At 67.3% G+C, this 21697-nt stretch carries 25 protein-coding genes; 5 read left to right on the top strand and 20 right to left on the bottom strand.

The features are described 5' to 3' along the window. The 4 genes from SRAH_RS12870 to SRAH_RS03730 form a co-directional block, all read right to left on the bottom strand. Positions 1–208 (bottom strand): hypothetical protein (locus tag SRAH_RS12870; protein WP_206741109.1); only part of this gene is annotated, 208 nt, incomplete at its 3' end. 9 nt (positions 209–217) lie between these two features. After that, positions 218–400 carry a hypothetical protein gene (locus SRAH_RS12575; RefSeq protein WP_149028918.1) on the bottom strand — a complete coding sequence of 61 codons (183 nt, stop codon included), beginning with the start codon at positions 398–400 and terminating at the stop codon, positions 218–220. Between the two features lie 124 nt (positions 401–524). Then, on the bottom strand, positions 525–833 hold the full coding sequence (locus SRAH_RS12570; RefSeq protein ID WP_149028917.1) for a hypothetical protein: 309 nt from the start codon (positions 831–833) through the stop codon (positions 525–527). Between the two features lie 527 nt (positions 834–1360). Beyond that, entirely contained in the window at positions 1361–1858 is a 498-nt protein-coding gene (locus SRAH_RS03730) for a single-stranded DNA-binding protein (RefSeq protein WP_029462013.1), read from the bottom strand. Positions 1859–2041: 183 nt separating this feature from the next. Here SRAH_RS03730 and SRAH_RS03725 point away from each other — a divergent pair, with 183 nt between their 5' ends. From SRAH_RS03725 to SRAH_RS03710, 4 genes are read left to right on the top strand one after another with little or no spacing between them, the layout of a single operon-like run. After that, positions 2042–3511 (top strand): sigma-54-dependent transcriptional regulator, encoded by a 1470-nt coding sequence (locus SRAH_RS03725; protein ID WP_232840981.1) that lies wholly within the window; start codon positions 2042–2044, stop codon positions 3509–3511. Next, a complete protein-coding gene (locus SRAH_RS03720; protein ID WP_029462011.1) occupies positions 3508–4503 on the top strand; it encodes an NADH-quinone oxidoreductase subunit B family protein in 996 nt (331 codons plus the stop codon). The genes SRAH_RS03725 and SRAH_RS03720 overlap by 4 nt, the downstream gene beginning before the upstream one ends. A 7-nt stretch (positions 4504–4510) precedes the next feature. Beyond that, complete coding sequence (locus SRAH_RS03715; RefSeq protein ID WP_029462010.1) at positions 4511–5986, top strand: nickel-dependent hydrogenase large subunit; 1476 nt, start codon at positions 4511–4513, stop codon at positions 5984–5986. A 15-nt stretch (positions 5987–6001) separates the two neighbouring features. Then, positions 6002–7378 (top strand): sensor histidine kinase, encoded by a 1377-nt coding sequence (locus SRAH_RS03710; protein WP_045476080.1) that lies wholly within the window; start codon positions 6002–6004, stop codon positions 7376–7378. Here SRAH_RS03710 and SRAH_RS03705 read toward each other — a convergent pair. The 16 genes from SRAH_RS03705 to SRAH_RS03635 all read right to left on the bottom strand — a co-directional run bounded on the left by SRAH_RS03705 (position 7350) and on the right by SRAH_RS03635 (position 20554). Then, positions 7350–7643 carry a DciA family protein gene (locus tag SRAH_RS03705; protein WP_029462008.1) on the bottom strand — a complete coding sequence of 98 codons (294 nt, stop codon included), beginning with the start codon at positions 7641–7643 and terminating at the stop codon, positions 7350–7352. The two genes, SRAH_RS03710 and SRAH_RS03705, sit on opposite strands and share 29 nt — an antisense overlap. 42 nt (positions 7644–7685) lie before the next feature. Next, positions 7686–8492: a trypsin-like serine peptidase gene (locus SRAH_RS03700; RefSeq protein WP_029462007.1), complete on the bottom strand. Its 807-nt coding sequence runs from the start codon at positions 8490–8492 to the stop codon at positions 7686–7688. 4 nt (positions 8493–8496) lie between these two features. Beyond that, positions 8497–9150: a BMC domain-containing protein gene (locus SRAH_RS03695; RefSeq protein ID WP_029462006.1), complete on the bottom strand. Its 654-nt coding sequence runs from the start codon at positions 9148–9150 to the stop codon at positions 8497–8499. Continuing rightward, complete coding sequence (locus SRAH_RS03690) at positions 9147–11510, bottom strand: nitric oxide reductase activation protein NorD (RefSeq protein WP_029462005.1); 2364 nt, start codon at positions 11508–11510, stop codon at positions 9147–9149. The genes SRAH_RS03695 and SRAH_RS03690 overlap by 4 nt, the downstream gene beginning before the upstream one ends. Before the next feature lie 18 nt (positions 11511–11528). Continuing rightward, entirely contained in the window at positions 11529–12476 is a 948-nt protein-coding gene (locus tag SRAH_RS03685; protein WP_232840980.1) for a CbbQ/NirQ/NorQ/GpvN family protein, read from the bottom strand. A gap of 44 nt (positions 12477–12520) precedes the next feature. Continuing rightward, positions 12521–12799 (bottom strand): hypothetical protein, encoded by a 279-nt coding sequence (locus SRAH_RS12565; RefSeq protein ID WP_076606978.1) that lies wholly within the window; start codon positions 12797–12799, stop codon positions 12521–12523. Next, on the bottom strand, positions 12796–13437 hold the full coding sequence (locus tag SRAH_RS03680; RefSeq protein ID WP_029462003.1) for a nucleotide-binding protein: 642 nt from the start codon (positions 13435–13437) through the stop codon (positions 12796–12798). The genes SRAH_RS12565 and SRAH_RS03680 overlap by 4 nt, the downstream gene beginning before the upstream one ends. A gap of 6 nt (positions 13438–13443) precedes the next feature. After that, complete coding sequence (locus SRAH_RS03675; RefSeq protein WP_232840979.1) at positions 13444–13752, bottom strand: 4a-hydroxytetrahydrobiopterin dehydratase; 309 nt, start codon at positions 13750–13752, stop codon at positions 13444–13446. A gap of 55 nt (positions 13753–13807) precedes the next feature. Further along, the gene (gene csoS1 / locus SRAH_RS03670) at positions 13808–14146 is read right to left on the bottom strand and encodes an alpha-carboxysome major shell protein CsoS1 (protein ID WP_029462001.1); all 339 of its coding nucleotides are present in this window, start codon (positions 14144–14146) and stop codon (positions 13808–13810) included. A gap of 30 nt (positions 14147–14176) precedes the next feature. Further along, positions 14177–14473 carry an alpha-carboxysome major shell protein CsoS1 gene (csoS1, locus tag SRAH_RS03665; RefSeq protein WP_045476069.1) on the bottom strand — a complete coding sequence of 99 codons (297 nt, stop codon included), beginning with the start codon at positions 14471–14473 and terminating at the stop codon, positions 14177–14179. A 128-nt stretch (positions 14474–14601) separates the two neighbouring features. Next, positions 14602–14853, bottom strand: a complete 252-nt coding sequence (locus SRAH_RS03660) for a carboxysome peptide B (RefSeq protein ID WP_029461999.1) — start codon at positions 14851–14853, stop codon at positions 14602–14604. Next, entirely contained in the window at positions 14853–15113 is a 261-nt protein-coding gene (csoS4, locus tag SRAH_RS03655) for an alpha-carboxysome shell vertex protein CsoS4 (protein WP_029461998.1), read from the bottom strand. Before csoS4 ends, SRAH_RS03660 begins: the two co-directional genes overlap by 1 nt. A gap of 19 nt (positions 15114–15132) precedes the next feature. Next, the gene (locus SRAH_RS03650) at positions 15133–16773 is read right to left on the bottom strand and encodes a carboxysome shell carbonic anhydrase (protein WP_052369073.1); all 1641 of its coding nucleotides are present in this window, start codon (positions 16771–16773) and stop codon (positions 15133–15135) included. Between the two features lie 41 nt (positions 16774–16814). After that, complete coding sequence (locus tag SRAH_RS11935; protein WP_197537845.1) at positions 16815–18647, bottom strand: alpha-carboxysome scaffolding protein CsoS2; 1833 nt, start codon at positions 18645–18647, stop codon at positions 16815–16817. Positions 18648–18741: 94 nt separating this feature from the next. After that, positions 18742–19068: a ribulose bisphosphate carboxylase small subunit gene (locus SRAH_RS03640; RefSeq protein WP_029461996.1), complete on the bottom strand. Its 327-nt coding sequence runs from the start codon at positions 19066–19068 to the stop codon at positions 18742–18744. 64 nt (positions 19069–19132) lie between these two features. Continuing rightward, on the bottom strand, positions 19133–20554 hold the full coding sequence (locus SRAH_RS03635) for a form I ribulose bisphosphate carboxylase large subunit (protein WP_029461995.1): 1422 nt from the start codon (positions 20552–20554) through the stop codon (positions 19133–19135). A 151-nt stretch (positions 20555–20705) separates the two neighbouring features. Here SRAH_RS03635 and SRAH_RS03630 point away from each other — a divergent pair, with 151 nt between their 5' ends. After that, positions 20706–21611, top strand: a complete 906-nt coding sequence (locus SRAH_RS03630) for a LysR family transcriptional regulator (protein ID WP_029461994.1) — start codon at positions 20706–20708, stop codon at positions 21609–21611. The last annotated feature ends 86 nt before the right edge of the window (positions 21612–21697 follow it).

Here is a 21697-nt window from a genome sequence, read left to right as displayed (position 1 = left end):
CGTGCAGGTTGCCGTCACGGAAGTAGGCGAGCATGGCGCGGACATTGCAGTCATCAAAGAGACCGCCCAAGCATCCAGAGCGTGACCCCTTGCCATTCTCCAGCATCGTAATCGTTCGATTGAATAGGCTGTTTTCATCTGACTCTATAGTGCGCTCAAGGGATTCAATTCCATGAGACCTGCTTTTGTCGAAATCTTTTAAGTACATCGCTACTTTTCACTGAATGTTGGGCACATCCACTCGAACAATTTTCAGCTCACCAGTGCTCTTGTCGACAAAGGCAACCGCCTTGACCAGCGTTCCGGCGCGCAAAGCGTTACCAATCGTTTTCCCGGCCGGAGAACCTTTGTCAGTTAGACGCTGTGCAATCACCCTCAACGAATCGTCCGACAACTGCATGACGGGTTGTTCCGGCGCATGTCAAGATAGTTGCCGCCAACCACCCCACTGCCGCCTGCACCCTTGACAACCGTCAGGGTGCAACCCTTGAGGCGATTAAAAGTTCGATGCGGGGTTTGGGGGTTCATGGCAGATGGTCTTGTTTTTGCTCCCCAGCGGGGGCATCGGTTGGCTTATAGCTGCCCTTGGCTTTGCGCCAGCCTAGGGGGTCGTTGGTAAAGGGTTTGAAACCCCATTTCTCCATCAGCCCAGCCCAAGCTGATCCGTATCCAAACACAATTGCGATAATCGTCAGCAGCCAAAACCGTATATCAGTCAAATCATCGATGAAAAGCCACGCACCAAATGCAGAGGCGATACCAATTGCAGAAAAAATATTCTTCCACTTCTTCGTCAAAATACCATCGCGAAAAATCACTCCAGCCCATCTCATGGCTTCACCTGCTGCTTAACCAGTTCTGCCGCCTCGTTGATGGCAGGCGCAAATAGTGGGTGCCGCTCTTGCCGCAGTATTGTCCGCAATGATGACCGCAAAGAACTGTTGCTGGCACAGGGGGCACTTGGTTCGCTCATACTGCAGAAGCTGAAATTCAGGCTGCACTGCACTTGGGCTATCGCCTTTGCTGGGTTCGGTTTTGCAGGGCAATGCAGCCAGTCTCAATTATTCAGAGTACGTCCAGCGACTCCAAGGCCTGCCGCTGCTGGCGCTGGGATTCGGTCTCCAGCATCGACGGGTCTTGCGCCAGCGCAGCGCCGACCCAAAAACAGGCCGCCCCAAACCCCACAGAAGTCTTTAAGTTCAAATACGATCCCCCCGCTGTACAGCGACCGTATTGTTTACACAGTGCGGCTGTTGTCCATCCCCTGTTTGGGGGAGGCAGGGGTTAAGCGGGCAGGTTGGCTACCAGAAACGCCGCCTCGTGCCCGTTGGCCAATCGGGTGGGGTGAGCCAAGATGCCCTTAGAACGGAATATCGTCTTCCATGCCGTCAAAGTCGGTCGAGGCGGCCGCTGGGGGCTTGCTGGCGGCTGCCGGACGGCTGGCGGCCGGGGCGGGTCTGCCGCTGGCTGCGGGCGTGGCGCGCGCGGCGCCGGACTCATCCGAGGCGGGTGCACCCATGCCCTCGCGGCTGCCCAGCAGTTGCAGTTCGGTGGCGATGATGTCGACCGTGTTGCGCTCGACGCCGGATTGGTCGGTGTATTTGCCGTACTTGAGGCGGCCTTCGACGTAAATCGGGCGCCCTTTTTTGACGTACTCACCGGCAATCTCGGCCATGCGCTCATAGAAGGTGATGCGGTGCCACTGGGTGTCTTCGACCAGCTCGCCGCTGGTGCGGTCTTTGCGCCGGCTGGTGGTGGCTAGGGTGACGTTGGCCACCGCCTGGCCCGAGGGCAGGTAGCGGATTTCGGCGTCGCGGCCGCAGTTGCCGACCAGGATGACTTTGTTGACGGATGCCATGGCGCGGGGGCTCCTCTCTGAGTGATGAATGAAGGGTGGAACCGGGAGATTGTGCAGCATTTCAAGCAGCCGTCCGCCACCGGCTGCAGCGCAAACAATCCGCGCCGACCCTGATGCAAGCAGGCGCACGGCAGTTGCCTACAATGGCCCCCACGCCCCCTTGTTGCTGATCGGATTCCCTCTTTGACTTCGCCGCTTTTGCCCCGCAGCCCAGAGCCCACCGTGCTGGTGGTCGATGACGAAACGCGCTCGCAAGAGGCGATTCGCCGCACCTTGGACGAGGAGTTTCGGGTGCTCACCGCCGGCAGCGCCGAGCAGGCGCGTGCCCTGCTGGAGCGCGAGCCGGTGGCGGTGGTGTTGTGCGACCAGCGCATGCCGGGCCTCTCGGGGGTGGCCTTCCTGAAAGAGGTGCGCCAGCGCTGGCCCGAGACGGTGCGCATGATTGTCTCGGGCTACACCGAGAGCCAGGACATCGTGGCCGGCATCAATGAAGCCGGCATCTACCAGTACCTGCTCAAGCCTTGGGCGCCCGACCACCTGCTCGACTCGGTGCGCAACGCGGTCGAGGCGCAAGCGCTGCAGCGCCAGACCGCGCGCCTAGACTTGGAGCTGCGCACCAGCACCCCAGCGCTGCGCCAGCGCGCCAGCCAGCGCCAGCAGCAGGTGCAGCAGGTGTTTGGTTTCGAGCGCATCGTGCGCGCACCCGGCAGCCCGCTCGATGGCGTGTGCGCCGTGGCGGCGCGGGTGGCGCGCTGCGATTTGTCGGTGTTGGTGCTGGGTGAATCCGGCACCGGCAAAGAGCTGCTGGCGCGCGCCATCCACTACGCCTCGCCGCGCGCGAACGGGCCGTTCGTGGTGGAAAACTGCGCCGCCATTCCCGACACGCTGCTGGAGTCGGAGCTGTTTGGCCACAAGCGCGGCGCCTTCACCGGGGCCTACGAAGACCACGTCGGGCTGTTCCAGCGCGCCCACGGCGGCACCGTGTTTCTGGACGAAATCGGCGAGACCTCGGCCGCCTTCCAGGTCAAGTTGCTGCGCGTGCTGCAAGAGGGCGAGGTGCGGCCCGTCGGGGCGGCGCGCCCTCTGCCGGTCGATGTGCGCGTGCTCGCCGCCACCCACCGCGAGCTCGAGCAGCGCGTGCATGAGGGTCTGTTTCGCCAAGATTTGTACTACCGCCTGGCGCCCGTGACGCTGACCGTGCCGCCGCTGCGCGAGCGCGTGGCCGACATTGGGCCGATCGCGCAGCACCTGCTGCAGCAAGTGGCGCTCGAACTGGGCCGCCCGGTCCCCGATTTGCCCGACGCCACCCTGGCCTGCCTGCTCGCCTACCCCTGGCCAGGCAACATCCGCGAGCTGCGCAACGAGCTTGCGCGGGCGCTGGCCTTGCACGACGGCCAGCGCTTGCTGCCCGAGGCCTTCTCGCCGCGCGTGCTGCAAGGCCAGCGCGCGGGCAGCGCGGCGGCCCAACTGGCGGCGCTGATGCCTAGCAGCGGCACCTTGGTGCAGCGGCTCGAAGTGATCGAGGCCATGCTGCTGCGCGAAACGCTGCTGCGCCAGCGCTGGAACAAAACCCGTGCGGCGCAGGAGCTGGGGCTGTCGCGCGTGGGCCTGCGCAGCAAAATCCAACGCTTTGGGCTGGAGCCCAGCCCATGAACGTGCTCTGGCTGCAAGCGGGCGGTTGTGGCGGCTGCAGCATGTCGCTGCTGTGCGCCGACACCCCCGACTTTCATGCGCACCTGCGCGCCGCCGGGATCGAGCTGCTCTGGCACCCCTCGCTCTCGCTGGCCAGCGGGGCCGAGGTGCTGGAGCTGCTGCAGCGCTGCGCTGATGGCCGCCAGCCGCTCGATGCGCTGTGCATTGAGGGCTCGCTGCTGCGCGGCCCCAACGGCACGGGGCGTTTTCATGTGCTGGCGGGCACGGGTGTGACTATGATCGATTGGGTGCGCCGCCTGGCCGCGCGCGCGCGCCATGTGGTGGCGGTGGGCAGTTGCGCGGCCTGGGGTGGCGTCACGGCGGCGGGCGACAACCCCACCGACGCCTGCGGCCTGCAATACGAGGACGAGCGCCCCGGCGGCCTGCTGGGGGCCGACTTTCGCAGCGCCAGCGGCCTGCCGGTGATCAACGTTGCCGGTTGCCCCACGCACCCGAGCTGGGTGCTCGACACCTTGGCGGCGCTGGCGGCGGGCGAACTGGCTGCAGCCGACCTCGACACGCTGGCGCGGCCACGCTTTTACGCCGACCAACTGGTGCACCACGGCTGCACCCGCAACGAATACTACGAGTTCAAGGCCAGCGCCGAAAAACCCTCCGACCTTGGCTGCATGATGGAGCACATGGGCTGCAAGGGCACCCAGGTGCACGCCGACTGCAACATCCGGCTCTGGAACGGCGAGGGCAGTTGCACCCGCGGCGGCTACGCCTGCATCGCCTGCACCGAGCCGGGCTTCCAGGAGCCCGGCCACGCCTTTGACCAAACGCCCAAGTTCGCCGGCATCCCGATCGGTCTGCCGACCGACATGCCCAAGGCCTGGTTCATTGCGCTGGCCTCGCTCTCAAAAAGCGCCACGCCCAAGCGCGTGCGCGACAACGCCGTGGCCGACCACTTGGTGCAAAAGCCGGCGCTGCGGCGCACGCGCACAAAGTAGTCAAAATATGAGCCGCTTGATCGTAGGCCCCTTCAACCGCGTCGAGGGCGACCTTGAGGTCACGCTCGACGTGGCCGACGGCCAAGTGTGCGCGGCGCACGTGAACGCGCCCATGTACCGCGGCTTTGAGCAGATATTGCAAGGCAAGGTGGCGCACGACGCACTGGTGCTGGTGCCGCGCATCTGCGGCATTTGCTCGGTCTCGCAGTCGGTGGCGGCGGCGCGTGCGCTGGCCGATCTGGCTGGGGTGGTGCCGCCGCCCAACGGCCAGCACGCCATCAACCTGATGCTGGCGACCGAAAACCTGGCCGACCACCTGACGCATTTCTACGCCTTCTTCATGCCCGACTTCTGCCGGCCGGTGTACGCCGACCGGCCCTGGCACGGTGAGGCGCAGCGCCGCTTCCTGCCCGAACGCGGCGCGCAAACGCAGGTGGCGCTGGCGGCGCGCCAGCGTGCCTTTACCTTGTTGGGCACCTTGGGCGGCAAGTGGCCGCACACCCAGTCCATCGAGCCCGGCGGCAGCGCGCGCGCCATCGACGCCGCCGAGCGGCTGCGCCTGCAGGCCAAATTGCGCGAATGGCGCGCCTTTTTGGAGCAGCACCTGTTTGCCGACGCGCTGGAGCGGGTCAATGCCATCGACAGCCTCGATGCGCTGTGGCGCTGGCATGCCCGCCAACCCGAGGCCGGCGACCTGCGTTTTTTCCTCACGCTGGCGCGCGACACCGGGCTGGCGGGCTTGGGGCCGGGCCCAGGGCGCTGCCTGAGCTACGGCACCTACCCGCAGCCTGACGGCACGTTGGCGCTGCCGGCTGGGGTCTGGCAGATGCAGCCCACCGGCGCGCAGGTGCTGGGCCTAGACACCGATGCCATCAGCGAAGACGCCAGCCGCAGTTGGCTCGAATCGGGCCGTGCCGGCGAGCCGGTGGCGCGGCACCCCTGGAGCGGGCTCACGCGCCCGGCGCCCGACAAGGCCGATGCCTACACCTGGAACAAGGCCCCGCGCTGGGCCGGGCAGGTGGTGGAGACGGGTGCCCTGGCGCGCCAGTTGGTGGCGGGCCAGCCCCTGCTGCGCGAGGCGGTGGCGCAACACGGCTGCACGGTGCTGACGCGGGTGTTGGCGCGCGCGCTCGAGCTGGCGCAGGTGTTGCCGCAGATGGAGCAGTGGTTGCGCGCCATCCGCCCCGGCGCGCCGTTTTGCATCCCGGCCCCGCTGCCCGAAGAAGGCCGGGGCTTGGGCTTAACCGAGGCCGCGCGCGGCAGCCTCGGGCATTGGGTGGTGCTGCAGCAGGGCCGCATCAGCAATTACCAGATCGTGGCCCCCACGAGCTGGAACTTCTCGCCGCGCGACGCCGCCGCTGTGCCCGGCGCCTTGGAGCAGGCGCTGGTCGGCGCGCCGGTGCGGCCAGGTGAAGACACGCCGGTGGCGGTGCAGCACATCGTGCGCTCGTTTGACCCGTGCATGGTCTGCACGGTGCACTGATTGCAGGGCCCGCTCATGGCATCGCGCCACCCCTTGCCCACCCGCCCGCTGCCCGACCCGCGCAGCAGCCTCGACCGCCCCAGCTCGCTGGAGGGCATAGACGAAACGGCTTGGCTGGATGTGATCCAGAAAATGGAGCAGGTCTACACCCAGTTGATCGACGACGAGGTCAAGCTGGAGCATAAAAACGCCGAACTGGAGCTGCAGCAGCAGTTCATCGCCAGCGTGATGGCGTCGATGTCGGACGTGCTGGTGGTGTGCGACCGCAGCGGGCGCATCGAGCAAGTCAACCGCGCCTTGTGCGAGCTGGTGGGGGGCTGCGAAGCCGAGTTGATCGGCCAGCCGGTGGCGTGCTTGCTGGCCGATGAGGCCAGCCAAGAGCGGGCGCAATGGGCCATGCAGAGCAGCGCTGGGCAGGGCGTGGTGATTGAGCTCAACCTGCTCGACCGGCACGGGCAGCCGCTGTCGGTAGACGCCAGTTGCACCCCGCGCCTAGGGGGCGCGCGGCGCCGCTTGGGCACGGTATGGGTGGGGCGCCAAACCGGCGAACTCAAGCGCGCCTACCAGGAGCTGCAGGCGGCGCATGCGGCGCTCAAGCGCACCCAGCAGCAGCTGCTGCACTCCGAAAAAATGGCCTCGCTCGGGCAATTGGTGGCCGGGGTGGCGCACGAGCTCAACAACCCCATCAGCTTCGTGCTGGGCAACACCCACGCGCTGCAAAAATACGGCAGCCGCTTGCAAAGCTATCTGGGCGCGGTGCACGGGCAGCGGCCCGAGGCCGAGCTGCGTGCCTTGCGCCAGCAGTTGCGCATCGACCACCTGTTGAGCGACCTGCCCGATTTGATGGCGGGCACGCTGGAGGGCGCGCAGCGCACCGCCGACATCGTGCAAGGGCTCAAGCGGTTCTCGGCCATGGACCGCCAGGAGCGCCAGCCGCTGGAGCTGGCCGGGGTGATCGAGCGCGCCATCGAGTGGGTGCAAAAGGGGCAGCCGGAGCCGGTGCCCCTGCGCTGGCAGCGCCCTGACACGGCGCTGCCGGTTCAAGGCAGTGCGGGTCAACTGCAGCAGGTGCTGATGAACCTGTTGCAAAACGCCTGTTATGCCGTGGCCACGCAGCCGCCCGCGCGGCGTTGGGTTGAAATCAGCGCGGTGGCCGACGCGAGCCAGGTGCGGGTGACCGTGCTCGACGGCGGAGCCGGCATCGCGCCCGAACACCTGTCGCGCATTTTCGACCCGTTTTTCACCACCAAGCCGGTCGGGCAGGGGACGGGGCTGGGGCTGTCGATCAGCTACGGCATCGTCGAAGAACACGGCGGCCAGTTGAGCGGGCGCAACAGCGCCCACGCCGGGGCCGAGTTCGAGCTCAGCCTGCCGCGTGTTGACGCACCTTGATGCGCAGCGAGGCCACCGGCTGCCCACTGCCTTGCAAGGCTTGGAGCAAGGTGGGGGCGAGCTGGCGCAGCTTGCTGGCCACGGCTGGGTTGTTGACCAGCACACACCAGACGCCGTCGTCGAGCGGGCCGGCTGCCACCTGATCGCGCAGCGGGGGTGGCAACAAGGGCAGCGTCAACCGCAGCAACTGCTGCGACTGCGCCACGCGCTGCGTGATGGCAGACAACACCGTGGAGGCGCGCACGGCCTGTTCGAGCGGGATCATGGCGCAAGTATCGCCGGTTTTGGCTGCACGCGCCGCAGCCGGTCAATCGAGCCAGCGCTTGAGGTAGGCCTCGATCAGCACGCGCACCGCGCTGGCCTTGATCACCAGCCCGAGGTCGATCATCTCGCTGCCCAGCACCGTGCCGCCTTGGCTGGCGGGCACCGGCAGCGGCACCAGGCGGCTGGCTTCTTCGCGGAAAAACACCGCCGCCACCACGCCCACGAACCAAGGCGCTTCTTGGCTGGTGTTGCTGCGGCGCACAAACACCGGCGAGCCGCTGGAGCCGGGATAGACCGCGGCGTCGATCAAGAACTCGGGCCGGCCCTCGAAATCGAGTTCGGCCGCAGTGGCGGTGCTGCCCCGGCGCAGAATGGGCAGGGCGTTGAACTGGTCCCAGACCCCGCTCGGGTAGCCGACGAACAGCACCTCTTCGAGCGCATCGAAGGCAGAGCAAGCGGCCGCGTCGGGGATGTGTCGGGTGTCTATGGCCTGCACGTAGAGCTGCGCCCCGCGCGCCTCGGCCGCTTCCAGCAGCGGGCGCAGCGGCACCAGCGCCAGATCGACCGATTCGTCTGGGTGCAGGAACCAGGCTTGCGGGAACTGCTCGATGTCGATCTGGAAGCGCTGCCCGATCGCCGGCTGGCCGTCCTGCGCCAGCGTAAACACCAGCGCGCCGCGCTGCACCCCCTCGACCAGGTGCCGATTCGTGACGACAAAGCGCGCCCGCCCCTTGGGGTGCTGGTGCTCGATCACGAAAGCGGTGCCCGAACCCAGGCTGCCATCGGCCAGCACGGTATCGACGCGCACGGTGTGAAACAAGAGCCGCTTGGCGGCGGTATCGACTTGCATGGCTTTAGGCCTCCCCGGTGGCGGCGCACTGTTGGTTGAGGGTTTCGACCGCGCGCTCGGCCGCTTCCAGCGCCTGCTGCGCCTCGGCTTCGCTGCCCATCATGGTCAGGCGGCCAAAGGAGCCAAAGGGGCGCACGTCGATGAGGGTGATGTTGGCGGCTTTCTCGGCTTGGTTGGCGGCATAGACCACATAGCCGGCCGGTTCGACCTCGAAAATGAACATGCTCTTGCCCGGCAGCAGCATCGAGCCTTTGCGGAACTGGCGGTTGATCAGGGTGGCGTGGTCGGGCGTGACGGCGCGTATCACCTCGCTCCAGGCGATGCGGCAGGGCAGCCGATCGGCCTCGCGCGTGCCCAGCCGGTTCAAGATGAGCTGGCCGGCTTGCGCCACCTCGCTCTGGTTGCGGTAGTGGATTTCCATGGAGCCAAAGGCGCGCTCCACCACCTGCTCGCCCATGTGCACGTTGCTGCCCTTGAGCGCGATGTCGGACAGGCGGTGTACCGCCATGCCGGGTGCCACCTCGACCCACAGGCAGGCGTCGCCCGGCACCGGCAAAAAGCCTTGCGAGGACGTGGCCAGGTAGGAGGCCAGTTGCGGCTGCAGGGAGTCGATCATGACGTAGGTGCGCAGCGACACCGCAGGGGCGGCGCGGCTCATCGCGTCAGGCCCAGGTAGAGCTGCGGCAGGCGCTCGGGCAGGCGCTCGATGCGGTCGATCACGGCGTAGTGGCGGGCACCAAAGATGCGCTCCACGTAGGTGTCGGCGCGCGGGTCGAGCGAGAGGCCAAAGGTCTGGATGCCCTCGCGCTGCAACTCTTCGACGGCGCGGCGCGCGTCGTGGCGCAGGTACTGCGGGTCGCGCACGTCGCGGTCGGCCGGTTCGCCGTCGGTGATCACCAGCAGCAGGCGTTTTTTCTGCGGCCGCTGGCGCAACTGCGCGCCCGCGTGGCGCAGCGCCGCGCCCATGCGGGTCGAGAAGCGCGCCTGAAGGCCCCCCAGGCGCGCGCGCGCCCCGGCGTCGAAGGGCTGATCGAAGTCTTTGCAGCGCAGGTAGTGCACGTCGTGGCGGCCATCGGAGCAAAAACCGTGCAGGGCAAAGGGGTCGCCGATGCGCGTCAGGGTCTCGGCCAAGATGGCGCTGGCGGCGCGCATGAGTTCGAGCACGGTCTGCTCTTGGCCGTGCACCTTTTCGTTGGCCGATTCCGACAGGTCGAGCAGCACCAGCAGAGCCAAGTCGCGCTGGTGCACCTGGCGCCGCATCATGATGCGCGGGTCGGGCTGCTGGCCTAGGCGCAGGTCGATCAGGGCCTGGATGGCGGGGTCGAGGTCGATCTCATCGCCGTCTTGCAGGCGCCGGATGCGCTGCATGCCCTGCGGCGACATGGCTTCGATCAGGTGCTTGAGCCGCCCCAGCAAGGGCCGGTGCTGCTCCAGCACGGCATCGACCGGGGCCGGGTCGGAGCCGCTCACGGGCCGCTCCTGCAGCGTGACCCAAGCCGGGCGGCTGAGCTGGATGGTGTAGTCCCACTCGGGGTAGTGCACCGGGTCGGGCAGCGCGGTTTGCCCGAGCAGGGAGTTGATGCTCACACCTTCTTGGTCGAGCATGAATTCGGTCGGAAGGGTCCAGATTTCCTGCGCGTCGTCGCCCGCGTATTCGTTGTTGACTTCGTTGACCATCTCCATCAGGCTGACTTTGCGCCGCACCTGTTGGCGTGCGTCCCAAGCCGCCTGCAGCGCCTGCGTTTCGTCGTAGCGCGCGGCTTGCCAGAGGAAACGGTTGTCGTCGCGGTAGGGCGCGCGCTGCACGTCGAGGCGGGCCGAAAAGGGGGCCCAGCCGGCCACGGCGATCCATTCGGCCAGGCTGGCGGCCAGCGCGATGCCGCTGGCGCGGCTGTGTTGCGCGTCGTGCAGGTCGGGCCACTGCGCCAGCAAGGCCAGGCCCTGCTGCACCCAGGGGTGGGGGTCGGGCGGGTCGTTTTGCAGCCAGGCGCGCGCCAGCCGGTTGATCAGATCGCCGGCGCTGCTGGGCGCTGCGTCGGCCTCGGGCGCGCTCGGGTGCAGGCTCAGCCAAAGCTGGCGCAACCGGGGAAAGCGCTGGATCGCCAGCGCCTCGATGCGGGCGTCTTCGACCGCCTCGATCAGGGCGCGCTCGAGCGCGCTCAGGCCCTGTTCGTCGAAGGCGGCACCGCCCAGCACCAGGTGCGCGGCGCAGTGCGCGGCTGCGGCGCGGTACAGCGCCATGGCGGACACGGCCGGGTCGGCTCCGTTGGCAGGCAGGTCGTCGTAGGCGTCGGCCAGGTGGATCACCATCTGCTCGATGAAGGGGCGCTGCCCCGTGCGCTGCTCGTAGTCGCCCGCCGTGGGGCGCAGCACGAAGTCGCGGCCCCAGAGCGCGCGAAGGTAGCGGTTCAGGCGCCGCTGCACGTCCACCAGCAGCGTGCCTTTGCGCTCTTGCTGCAACAGCGCCAGCGCATCCGGGCTACTCAGCCCGAAGTAGCGCACCTGCGCTTCGATGTCGCCCCGGTGCGCCTTGGCCCCCCACTGCACCCAGCGCCGCAAGCCGCCCAGCGTGAGCTGCGCCAGCAGGCGTTCGATCTGGCCCAGCAGCGGCCGCAGCCCGTGCGGGGCCTGCGCCAGCAGCAGTTCGAGCACGTTGAGGTATTGGCGAAACAGCGTGGCGTCGCCCAAGCGCTCGGCCACCGTGGGGGCGCTGGCGGCGATCAGCGCCAGCACCTGGCCAGAGGTTTTGGAGGCCATGGCCAGCAGGAAGTTGACCACGCCGGGCACTTCGTCTTCGCCCACGGCGCGCGCCAGTTGCGGCATCTGCTGCAAGAAATTGAGCACCAGCTCTTCGCCACGGCCCAACTGGTGCAGCGCCAGCGCGCCTTTGAGGTAGTTGTCGAGCCCGCGCGGCGACATGGCGCGCGCCGCTTCCTGCCAGGCCCCTTGCAGCACCTCGTGCGCGGCGCTGGGCAGCTCGGCCAGCAGCTCGTGGTGCTGGTGCAGGTGGACGGTCATGGCGCGGCGCAGCAGGGGTCAGAAATAGGTGCCCACGGCGGCGTCGAGCACATCGCGCATGTCGGCGTCGTCGGTGAGCGGGCGCACCAAGGCCATGCGGCAGGCTGTGAGCGGGGCCACCGAGCGCGCAATCAGGCTGCCGGCGTGGATCAGCATGCGGGTGGACATGCCCTCGACCAAGCCGTGGCCTTTGAGGTTGCGCGCGCGCGCGCCGATGTGCACCAGCTTGGCTGCGGTGTCGCGGTCAACACCGGATTCGTGCGCCACGATCTCGACCTCGACCTCGTGCTCGGGGTAGTCGAAGTCGAGCGCTGCAAAGCGCTGTTTGGTGGACTGCTTCAAGTCCTTGAGCAGCGACTGGTAGCCTGGGTTGTAGGAGATCACGAGCTGGAAATCGGGGTGTGCGTGCAGCGCCTCGCCCTTTTTTTCCAACATCAGCATGCGCCGGGCGTCGCTCAAGGGGTGGATGACGACGGTGGTGTCTTGGCGCGCTTCCACCACTTCGTCGAGGTAGCAAATGGCGCCCAGCCGCGCCGCCAGCGCCAGCGGGCCATCTTGCCAGCGCGTGCCTTGGGCGTCGAGCAGGAAGCGCCCGACCAGATCAGAAGCGGTGAGGTCTTCGTGGCAGGCCACGGTGACGAGCGGCTTGCCCAGGCGCCACGCCATGTGTTCGATGAAGCGGGTTTTGCCGCAGCCGGTCGGGCCCTTGATCATCACCGGCATGCGCACCGCGTAGGCGGCCTCGAACAGCTCGATCTCGTCGGACAGTGGTCGGTAGTAGGGCTCGCTGCGCACGCGGTAGTCGGCCAAGGGGTCGCTTGCCGCAGCCGGGCTGGAATGCCCGGCGTGGCGCAGGGTGGCATCGTAGCGCTCGGTGCGGTTGCTGGTCGGCAAGGGTGCGGCGGGGTGGCCCATACCGGCCAAGTCGAGGTGGCGCGCGGGGTAGTGGCGGGCGGGGGAGTTCATGGCGTTCTTGCTCGGGAGTTGGCGCGGATGGGCGGTGGAGCGGCTCAATCGGGCCAGACCCGACTGGGGAACAGCTCGCGGGCGCTGGGTTTGGGCTCGCTTGCCAGGCGGGATGCCGGGGTGGTGGCGCTTGGGCTTGCGATGGAGGGAGCTGCTGCGCCGGGGGGCGCAAGCACAGCAGTCGGAGCGACCGCTGCCGCAGCCGCAGTGGGTGCAGCGGCGCGGGTGCGGCGCACTGCGGGGCGGGGCGTGCCCGCCACACCGGTCGGGCCGCTGCCGCTGCTGCGCACGCTGGCGCTGAGTTGCTCTTTTAGGCTGCTCATTTCAATATCTCCTCGATGACGGCATCCAATTCGGCTGCGGCCGCAGCGCCACGGCGGCCCAGCATCTGCACCGTCTGCCCGCCCAAGGCGGCGCTGCGGTAAATGGCGCGGCGCCGCACCACGCAAGGCAAGACCTGCAGCTCAAACTCGCGCAGCGCATCGTGCATGGCGGCGGTCAAGGCGCTATCGGGCTCGGCCTGGTTGATCACAAAAGCGGCCTGCAAACCGGGTCGGCTGGCGCGTGCTTGCTGCAACAGCCGAACCAGGTGCCAACTGGCCCACAGATCGATAGGCGAAGGCAGCACGGGCACCAGCACCCAATCGAGTTGCGACAGCAGCGCCAGCACCTGGGGATGGTCGCTGGAGGGCGGGCAGTCCCAAACCACAAAGGCGGGCGGCTCGCCGGCTGCGCCCAGCGCAGCCTCGGCTTCCAGCGCGGCACTGACCCGCATTGGTAACTTCTCCCCACCTTGTTGGGCCGCCCACTGCAAGGCCGAGCCTTGTGCATCCAGATCGACCAGCAGCGTAGGCGCACGCTGCGCCAGCGCTGCGGCGAGGTTGAACGCCAGCGTGGTCTTGCCGGTGCCGCCCTTGTGGTTGAGCAAGGCCAGTTGAAACGGGGCAAGGCGATCGGGCATACCCGCTCAATCCGCCACCAAGCGGCCCAGTTCGGCCGCCAAGCGGCATTCGCTCTCGCTCAAGTTGGGCCCGCTGGCGCTGATCGTCACATTCACATAAGTGGTGCCGAAGTTGATGTTTTGCGGCTGCACCCCGAGCGCGTCCGATTGCTCGGCCAGCCGGTCCAAGAACTGTCGCGTCTGGCCATAGCTGCCAAACTCGAAGCGCCGAAACAAGCTGGGCGGGCGCTCGCTCCACTGCCAGCCCGGGGCGGCGCTCAAGGCCGCGTTTTTGGCGGATTCCTTGCTGGATTCCGAGGCGGTGGGGTCCATCATCTGCGTCTCCTCAGACGGGTGGCTGCGGGGGTCAGCGCGCTTGGCTCAGCGTGCCTTAGCTGCGGGTGGAGGTGATTTCCAAGTCGCGCCCGCCACTGTCGGCTTGCGGGCGCAGGGGCAAAATCCCCTCCACTTCGCTGTGTACGCGGGCAATGATGTGCGCCGCCACCAGCCCGTCGCCCACGCGCTCGCAGGCATCGGCCCCGGCGCGCACGGCGGCGTTGACGGCCCCGGTCTCGCCGCGCACCAGCACCGTGACGTAGCCGCCACCCACGAACTGGCGCCCGATCAGGCGCACCTCGGCGGCTTTGGTCATGGCGTCGGCGGCCTCGATGGCCGGCACCAGACCGCGTGTTTCGATCATCCCGAGGGCGATCCCTGTTGCTTGGCTCATCGCGTGCCCCTTTACAGTGTGAAGTTCAAATCAAGCCGATGGGGTCGTGGGCAGGATGCCCTCGACTTCGCTGTGCACGCGCGCAATGATGTGCGCCGCCACCAGCCCGTCGCCGACGCGCTCGCAGGCATCGGCCCCGGCGCGCACGGCGGCGTTGACGGCCCCGGTTTCACCGCGCACCAGCACCGTGACGTAGCCGCCGCCGACGAACTGGCGCCCGATCAGGCGCACCTCGGCGGCTTTGGTCATGGCGTCGGCGGCCTCGATGGCCGGCACCAAGCCGCGTGTTTCGATCATTCCCAGGGCAATACCCGTTGCTGCAGACATTTCACTTCTCCTTCAGTTTGAAACAAAAAACGGGCCGTTCGCGCTTGAACCCAACCCACCCATGCCACACCGGACTGGCACCATGCCGGCCCTGCTTGCATTTTTTCTGGCATCCTTGGCCGTCGCCTTCATGGGGCTGGCTCCCATTGATCGACAATGCCGCAGATCGCCAGATCGGTCATCGTCAGCGGGTCTGGCATGGCCAGCCGGGCCGCTGTGCCGGTGGCGACCAGCACCCACTTGCCGACCGGAGCCCCGACCGCGTCGGTGGCCACCGAAACCACCCCCTGCTCGCTTTGCAGCACGCGCAGCGACACCGCACCGAGCCCCGCCACGCGCCGGGTACAGACCAAATCGTCGATCACTTGCAGCACTTCCATCAGGCGCTGCCTTCGGCCGTCCAGCGGTCGATGATGCCGACGATGGTCAGGTCGGACGGGAAATCCCGGCTGCCCGCGGCCTCGCGCGCCGCCGATGAACCCACGCAAATCACCCAGTCGCCCGGTATGCAACCCACCGCATCCACCGCCACGCTGCGGACGCCGCCGGCGCGCTCTTGCACCACCAGCAAGGGCCGGTGCCCAAAGGCCTCGATGCGGTTGGTCGAAACCAGGGTTTTTTCTACGCGCATGATCTTCATGGTTCCGATCCTTGCCCGTTCAATGCGCGGCGGCCAGCACAGCGTGCTCGGCCCATTCCAGCACCGAGCCCGCTTGGCGTTCGCTCACCGCCACCCGGCAGTGCAACAGGCCGCGTTCGGCCAGATCGGCAAAACGCACTCGGATGGCTTGCGCCACGCGCAGCCCGCGTTGCACGGCGCGCTCGCGCGCACCGGGCACGCGTGCGTTGTAGGTGAAGTGGACCAGCACCGGCAGGGCCAGGCCCCGCTGCACGTTCAGGCCTTGGAAGATGCGTGCGCCTACGTCGAGGTCGGCCGCGCCTTCTTCCACCGTATCAAGGTGGGCAAAGTAAAACTGGTTGCGCAGGTGCAGCAGCGGCACCGCCTCACCGGCGCAGACGAAGGCTTCGTCGTGCCCGATGACGGCGTAGCGCCCGGCGTGGTGCCGGTTCACGTACTCGATCTGCGAAAAATTGGCAATCAACCACGCCTGCGCCAGCGCCACCATGCCGGCCTCATTGCCCTTGGCGGCCAAGCCGCCGAGTTCGGCCACGTAGCCTTGCAGCGCCTGCGCCACGGCTTGCTGCGCTTCGGCTGCTGACATGCCCTGGGTGCGGCGATACAGCGCGGCGCTGTCGAGGTAGCGCGCAGGGTGGATCTGCCCACGGGCGTCGGGCAGGTGGATGCGGATGGCGTCGCAATCGGTGTCCACCCCGAGCAGCAGCACCTGCGGCGCGGCACCCAGCCCAAAGGTGTTGTCCACCGCCATTTGCAAGGCGACAAGGCGCTCGATGGCGGCTTGCACGGCTTGCTCGTCCAAGCTGCCGTGGGCGGCGCAGCCTTGATCACAGGGTGCCGATGAGCTGTAGTGATAGACCGCCACTTTGAGGTAGTCAAGCTGCGCCCCGCCTTCGATGGCCCCGGTGAGGCGTTCGAGTTCGCGCTGGGTCCAGTCGGCCACGTCGTGCTCGACATCGAACAGCGCCCCGGCGTAGGCCTTGACCCACACATGGGCGGCGGGCGTGGTGCGCAGGATAAAAGGCAGCAGCGCCTGCAGGCGGCCGTCGGCGCAGGGGCTGAAGTCCAGCGTGTGGTAGCCCCAGTCGCGCCACTGCTGCGGCCCGATGGGCATGCGCGCACGCCAGCAGCTTTGATCGAAACCGGCCTGCTGCACCGACTGCGCCACGGTCTGGAACAGGCAGTGTGCGTGCAAGGCTGCCATGTCTACCCCGGCCACCCAGGCGTTGGCGAGCCAGTCGGAGGGCAGCTCAAAGCCCAGTTTTTGCAGCGCCAACGCCTGCGCCTGGGCGGCAAAATCGCGCTCGTGCTGGCAGCTCGACAGGGTGCGCAGCACATCGAGCACGGCAGCAAAGCGGCCGCGCACGCGCTGCTCGTAGGTGTGCAGGCAGTCGTTGAGCTCGGCATCAACGAGCGCGTGGCCGGCAGGCTGGTGATGGGCTTGGGGTTTCAGGGGCCCGCTGGCAGCTGGAGCCTGCGCCCCCCTGGCTGCCCTTGCCGGGGTTTTGCTCGCCGAAGCCGCGCTGTGTCGCGCCGCGCGCTGCAGCGCCAGCGCCGAGGCCGGACGCCGCGGTGGCGCTGCGCCCCCAAGGGGTGCGGCGGCCAGCGCCTGCCCACCGTGCACTGGCGCGGTGAGGGCTTGTCGGCGTTTGAGCGTGTTCATGATGGCGCGCTTGCTGTTGCTGCGTGGGTCTGCGGGGGCGCTTAGCCGCGCGCACCGCCCGAAACCGTTACCGTGGCGCCGCGCCCGGTGCTACCCGATGAACCCGTGACCGGGCTTTGCGGCACTTCGGCGCGGGGCTGTTCGCGCACGCTGCGCGCATCCATGCCCATGCCGCGCGGCTGGCCGCGCTGGGTCGGGTTGCGCGACTGCGCCGAAACCCCGTCGGTGCCGCTGATGTGGCGGCTGCTGCCCCAGGCGTCGCCGGTCAGGCGCGAGCCCTGCTGGCGCCCCTCGCCCGAGAGGCGCTCGCTGGCTGGTGGCAGGGCAGCGGGCGGGTTGGGCGCGCTCACTGCGCTGGCTGTGCTGCGCCGGGTGTGGCCACCGTGGCGGAATTCGGGTGTGCCGGTGATCATTCCCATGGCTTTAAAGCCCGGCCCGGTGATGCGGTCGCTGTTGCCGCACGCCACCCCGGTGACCGGGTTGCGCTGCGGTTCCGACTGGGGTGTGGACTGCGGTGCCGTAGCCCGTCCGGCCGCTTGCCCCCGCTGCGGGCGCACGATGCTGAAGCCTTTGGGTGCGGCAGGCGGGGTTTCCACGGCCAGCTCGGGGTGGCGCGTCAACCAGGCGCTGTCGATGGTGCAGGCGGCGTGCTGGTTATCCGGCCCGACGAAGGGGGTGCCGGTAATGGGTTCGCAGGCACCGCGTTCGTCTCCGGTGACGCTGCCGCCGCCAATGCCGGGCCGGTCGCCGGTGAGCGACTGGGCGCGCCAACTGGCGCTCTGGCGCTGCGCTTGGCCCTGCTCAGCCAGCGCTTGCCGGGCCTCGGAGGCGGGCATTCTGCTCGGCGCCGCTTGCACGGCGCGGGCGTATTGGGTGCCAGTGATCGGGCGCTGCACCCCAGCTTCGTTGCCCGTGACCTTGCTGCCGCCGTTGACCACGACGCCGGTCACGCTCTGCTGGCCCCGGCTCGACATCACGCTGACCTTGTGCGGGCCCTGCAAGGGCTGCTCTTGGCACAGGAGCGCGGTTTCGGCCGATAGGTATTGGGTGCCGGTGATGCCCAAGCAGGCCCCGGTCTGGTTGCCGGTCACGCGCGGCAGCGGATCGACCTCGGTGCCGCTCACACTTTGCTGCTGGCCGGTGGTCTGCGACAGACCGACCTTGGGTGGGCGCGGCTGCGGCTTGGACTCGCACCAGGCTTGGTACTGCTCCATGCCGATGTATTCGGTGCCGGTGACGTTGCGGCAGGTGCCCGGCTCCTGGCCCGTGACCTTGCTGCTGCGTTCGACCTGGATGCCGCTCACCGCTTGCCCAGACAGGGTGTGCCCGACCTCGGTGCGCTCGGCGGCGGCGCGGCTGCGCGTGCGGCCTGCTGCACTGCGGTTGCCGCTGTTGTGGCCGGCTTCGGTGCGCCCAGCCAGCGACTGCACGATGCGTTTTTGCATCGCCAACTGGCGCCCGGTGGCCCCTTGCACGAGGGCGGTTTGCCAATCGGCGCGGTCTGGCATGGTGGCGGCGATGCGGCTGGCGTTCACCACTTTCTGGATGCCCACCTTGCCTTCGAGGGCCAAGGTCTGGCGCCGGGCCCGCGCCAACACACGGCCATTGGGCAAGGCGGAGTTGGCCTTGGCGGGCTGCACAGCCACGCCAAGAGAGGCGCTTGCGCTGCACGCACAAACCGCATCGGCACCGGCCGCACAGCCACACTGCGCCTCGTCGCGCTGGGCCGCTGCCTGCGCCGCCTGAGCCACGTGGGTGGCGCGCACAGCCGCTGCAACGCGCTTGGCCGCCCCGACCTTGCCCTCGGTGGCCATGGCTTGGCGGCGCATGCGCGCCAAATCGCGCCCAGAAAGGGTCAGGTCTGCATGGTTCACTGCGGGCTGCATAGCGGTCTCCTCAATCTTCGGTGGCGCACCGGCTGGGTGCGCGCTGGATGGGCTCAGGCGGGGCGGTTCGTGCTGGCGGGGCTCAGCGATAGACCACGAAGCACTGGCCTTGGCTTTGCGAGTAGTTGTCATAGGCCACAAAGCGCACCATGTGGTCGGGGAATTCGCGGTGGCAGGCTTCGATTTCGGCCAGCACGGTGTCGATGTTTTGCTCGCCAAACAGCGGCAGCTTCCACATATACCAAAAGCTGGTGTTGGCGGTGGTGCCGCGTTCGGTGTGCTCGACCGCCGGGTTCCAGCCCTGGGCGATGGCGTAGCCGATTTGGCGCCGCACCTGCTCCGGCTTCATAGGGGGCAGATAGGAAAAAGTCTCGTACTTGAGCGACTGCTGATAAGCTTGCACGGCCATGATGGGGCTCCTTGGAAGGCAAAAAAGAGGGTTCAGGTGAAGGATGGGGCTCTGACGCAGTGGCTCACTTGTGTGCCACGTCGAGCTTGTCCACGGTGTCGAACTCGAACTTGATCTCTTTCCAAGTCTCCATCGCGATCTTGAGCTCCGGGCTGTGCGCGGCTGCAGCGGTAAGGATTTCCTTGCCTTCTTTTTCGAGCTGACGCCCTTCGTTGCGTGCTTGCACACAGGCCTCCAGCGCCACCCGGTTGGCGTGCGCACCAGCCGCGTTGCCCCACGGGTGGCCGAGCGTGCCGCCGCCGAACTGCAGCACCGAGTCGTCGCCAAAAATGTTCACCAGCGCTGGCATGTGCCAGACGTGGATGCCGCCCGAAGCCACGGCGAACACGCCCGGCATCGAACCCCAGTCTTGGTCGAAGAAGATGCCGCGCGAGCGGTTTTCCGGCACGTAGGACTCGCGCAGCAGGTCGATCCAGCCCAGGGTGGATTCGCGGTCGCCTTCGAGCTTGCCCACCACGGTGCCGGTGTGCAGGTGGTCGCCGCCCGAGAGGCGCAGGATTTTGGTCAGGACGCGGAAGTGGATGCCGTGGTGCGGGTTGCGGTCGATCACGGCGTGCATGGCGCGGTGGATGTGCAGCAGCATGCCGTTTTCGCGGCACCAGTTGGCCAAGCCCGTGTTGGCGCAGAAACCGGCCGTGATGTAGTCGTGCATGATGATCGGCGCACCGATCTCTTTGGCGTACTCGGCGCGCTTGTACATTTCCTCGGGCGTCGGGGCCGTCACGTTGAGGTAGTGGCCTTTGCGCTCGCCGGTTTCGGCCTCGGCCTTCAGGGTGGCTTCCTGCACGAAATCGAAGCGCTGGCGCCAGCGCATGAAGGGCTGGCTGTTGATGTTCTCGTCGTCTTTGGTGAAGTCCAAGCCGCCGCGCAGGCACTCGTACACGGCGCGACCGTAGTTCTTGGCTGACAGACCGAGCTTGGGCTTGATGGTGCAGCCCAGCAGCGGGCGCCCATACTTGTTCATGATGTCGCGCTCGACCTGGATGCCGTGCGGCGGGCCGCCGCAGGTTTTCACGTAGGCAATCGGGAAGCGCACGTCTTCCAGTCGCAGCGCACGCACCGCCTTGAAGCCAAACACGTTGCCCACCAGCGAGGTAAACACGTTGACCACCGAGCCCTCTTCGAACAGGTCGATCGGGTAGGCGATGAAGGCGTAGAAGCAGGTGTCGTCGCCGGGCACGTCTTCGATGCGGTAGGCGCGGCCCTTGTAGTAGTCCAAGTCGGTCAACAAATCAGTCCAGACCGTGGTCCAGGTGCCGGTGGACGACTCGGCTGCCACCGCCGCCGCCGCCTCTTCGCGATCCACCCCGGCTTGCGGGGTGATCTTGAACACCGCCAGCAGGTCGGTGTCGAGCGGGATGTAATCGGGCATCCAGTAGGTTTGGCGGTATTCTTTGACACCGGCGCTGTAAGACTTGACGGCCATGCTTGCTCCTGATAGATGTGGGGTTGAGCCAAAAATCTGCGCCCTGGCTGTGATGGGTGCCGATCCGATGGCTTGAATTGTTAGCCTACCTTTCGTTTGATGCAAGTAAATTGTTTTGACTGTAATCTTTTACTTTGATAAACTAGCATCCATGAACCTGCGCCACCTCACCCTGCACCAGCTCCGCATCTTCTTGGCCGTGGCCCGGCATTCCAGCTTTGCCCGCGCCGCCGAGGCGCTGCACCTGTCACCGCCCACGTTGTCGCTGCAAGTCAAGCAGCTGGCCGAAACCATCGGCCAGCCTTTGTTTGAGCAAATCGGCAAAAAAATCTTCCTCACCGCTGCCGGACAAACGCTGGCCGACGCCTGCCAGGACATGGAGGGTCGGATGGAGCGGCTGGGCCAAGACCTGGCGGCGCTGCAAGGGGTCGAGCGCGGCAGCCTCAAGTTGGCCATCCTGACCACGGTGCAGTACACCGTGCCCAAGCTGCTGGGCCGCTTTTGCAGCGCCCACCCCGGCATCGAGGTGGCGATGCAGGTGGGCAACCGCGAAATGCTGTTGCAGCGCCTGGCACACAACCTCGACGACCTCACCATCATGGGCCAGCCACCCGAGCACCTGGCGCTGGTGAGCGAGGTCTTTGCCGACAACCCGCTGCTGCTGCTGGCCCCGCCGGGGCACCCGCTGGTGGGCGAGCGCGCCATTGACCCGCAGCGGCTGCAAGACCAGCCCTTTGTGCTGCGCGAGCCCGGCTCGGGCACCCGTTTGACGAGCGAGAAGTTTTTCGCCAACCAAGGCGTGCGCATCAAAAACCGGCTCGAAGTGGGCAGCAATGAGGCCATCAAGCAGACCGTAGCCGGCGGGCTCGGGCTGGCGGTGCTGTCGGCGCATGCGGTGGCGGCCGAACTGGCGCTGGGCGAGCTGGTGCAGCTCGATGTGCAGGGTTTCCCGCTGATGCGGCACTGGCACCTGGTCTACCCACAGGGCAAGCGCCTCTCACCAGCGGCGCTGGCCTTCAAGGCCTGGATCGGCCACGCAGCTTTGGCTTCGGCTTAAGCGAGCGCGCAAAACATTTGAATCGACCCGCCCAATTTGGGGTGGCAAAGGCGCTGCATTGTCTTGTGGCTGACGAATCGATCTGA

Origin of the sequence: Serpentinimonas barnesii (assembly GCF_000696225.1) — a bacterium.
GTDB classification, from domain to species: Bacteria; Pseudomonadota; Gammaproteobacteria; order Burkholderiales; family Burkholderiaceae_C; genus Serpentinimonas; species Serpentinimonas barnesii.
This window is presented reverse-complemented; position numbering and strand designations above follow the sequence as displayed.

Excerpts from the sequence above, each read along its gene's own strand:
- SRAH_RS12575 (WP_149028918.1), bottom strand. The coding sequence starts at position 400 with ATGCAGTTGTCGGACGATTCGTTGAGGGTGATTGCACAGCGTCTAACT.
- SRAH_RS12570 (WP_149028917.1), bottom strand. The coding sequence starts at position 833 with ATGAGATGGGCTGGAGTGATTTTTCGCGATGGTATTTTGACGAAGAAG.
- SRAH_RS03730 (WP_029462013.1), bottom strand. The coding sequence starts at position 1,858 with ATGGCATCCGTCAACAAAGTCATCCTGGTCGGCAACTGCGGCCGCGAC.
- SRAH_RS03720 (WP_029462011.1), top strand. The coding sequence starts at position 3,508 with ATGAACGTGCTCTGGCTGCAAGCGGGCGGTTGTGGCGGCTGCAGCATG.
- SRAH_RS03715 (WP_029462010.1), top strand. The coding sequence starts at position 4,511 with ATGAGCCGCTTGATCGTAGGCCCCTTCAACCGCGTCGAGGGCGACCTT.
- SRAH_RS03710 (WP_045476080.1), top strand. The coding sequence starts at position 6,002 with ATGGCATCGCGCCACCCCTTGCCCACCCGCCCGCTGCCCGACCCGCGC.
- SRAH_RS03705 (WP_029462008.1), bottom strand. The coding sequence starts at position 7,643 with ATGATCCCGCTCGAACAGGCCGTGCGCGCCTCCACGGTGTTGTCTGCC.
- SRAH_RS03700 (WP_029462007.1), bottom strand. The coding sequence starts at position 8,492 with ATGCAAGTCGATACCGCCGCCAAGCGGCTCTTGTTTCACACCGTGCGC.
- SRAH_RS03695 (WP_029462006.1), bottom strand. The coding sequence starts at position 9,150 with ATGAGCCGCGCCGCCCCTGCGGTGTCGCTGCGCACCTACGTCATGATC.
- SRAH_RS03690 (WP_029462005.1), bottom strand. The coding sequence starts at position 11,510 with ATGACCGTCCACCTGCACCAGCACCACGAGCTGCTGGCCGAGCTGCCC.
- SRAH_RS03685 (WP_232840980.1), bottom strand. The coding sequence starts at position 12,476 with ATGAACTCCCCCGCCCGCCACTACCCCGCGCGCCACCTCGACTTGGCC.
- SRAH_RS12565 (WP_076606978.1), bottom strand. The coding sequence starts at position 12,799 with ATGAGCAGCCTAAAAGAGCAACTCAGCGCCAGCGTGCGCAGCAGCGGC.
- SRAH_RS03680 (WP_029462003.1), bottom strand. The coding sequence starts at position 13,437 with ATGCCCGATCGCCTTGCCCCGTTTCAACTGGCCTTGCTCAACCACAAG.
- SRAH_RS03675 (WP_232840979.1), bottom strand. The coding sequence starts at position 13,752 with ATGATGGACCCCACCGCCTCGGAATCCAGCAAGGAATCCGCCAAAAAC.
- csoS1 (WP_029462001.1), bottom strand. The coding sequence starts at position 14,146 with ATGAGCCAAGCAACAGGGATCGCCCTCGGGATGATCGAAACACGCGGT.
- csoS1 (WP_045476069.1), bottom strand. The coding sequence starts at position 14,473 with ATGTCTGCAGCAACGGGTATTGCCCTGGGAATGATCGAAACACGCGGC.
- SRAH_RS03660 (WP_029461999.1), bottom strand. The coding sequence starts at position 14,853 with ATGGAAGTGCTGCAAGTGATCGACGATTTGGTCTGTACCCGGCGCGTG.
- csoS4 (WP_029461998.1), bottom strand. The coding sequence starts at position 15,113 with ATGAAGATCATGCGCGTAGAAAAAACCCTGGTTTCGACCAACCGCATC.
- SRAH_RS03650 (WP_052369073.1), bottom strand. The coding sequence starts at position 16,773 with ATGAACACGCTCAAACGCCGACAAGCCCTCACCGCGCCAGTGCACGGT.
- SRAH_RS03640 (WP_029461996.1), bottom strand. The coding sequence starts at position 19,068 with ATGGCCGTGCAAGCTTATCAGCAGTCGCTCAAGTACGAGACTTTTTCC.
- SRAH_RS03635 (WP_029461995.1), bottom strand. The coding sequence starts at position 20,554 with ATGGCCGTCAAGTCTTACAGCGCCGGTGTCAAAGAATACCGCCAAACC.
- SRAH_RS03630 (WP_029461994.1), top strand. The coding sequence starts at position 20,706 with ATGAACCTGCGCCACCTCACCCTGCACCAGCTCCGCATCTTCTTGGCC.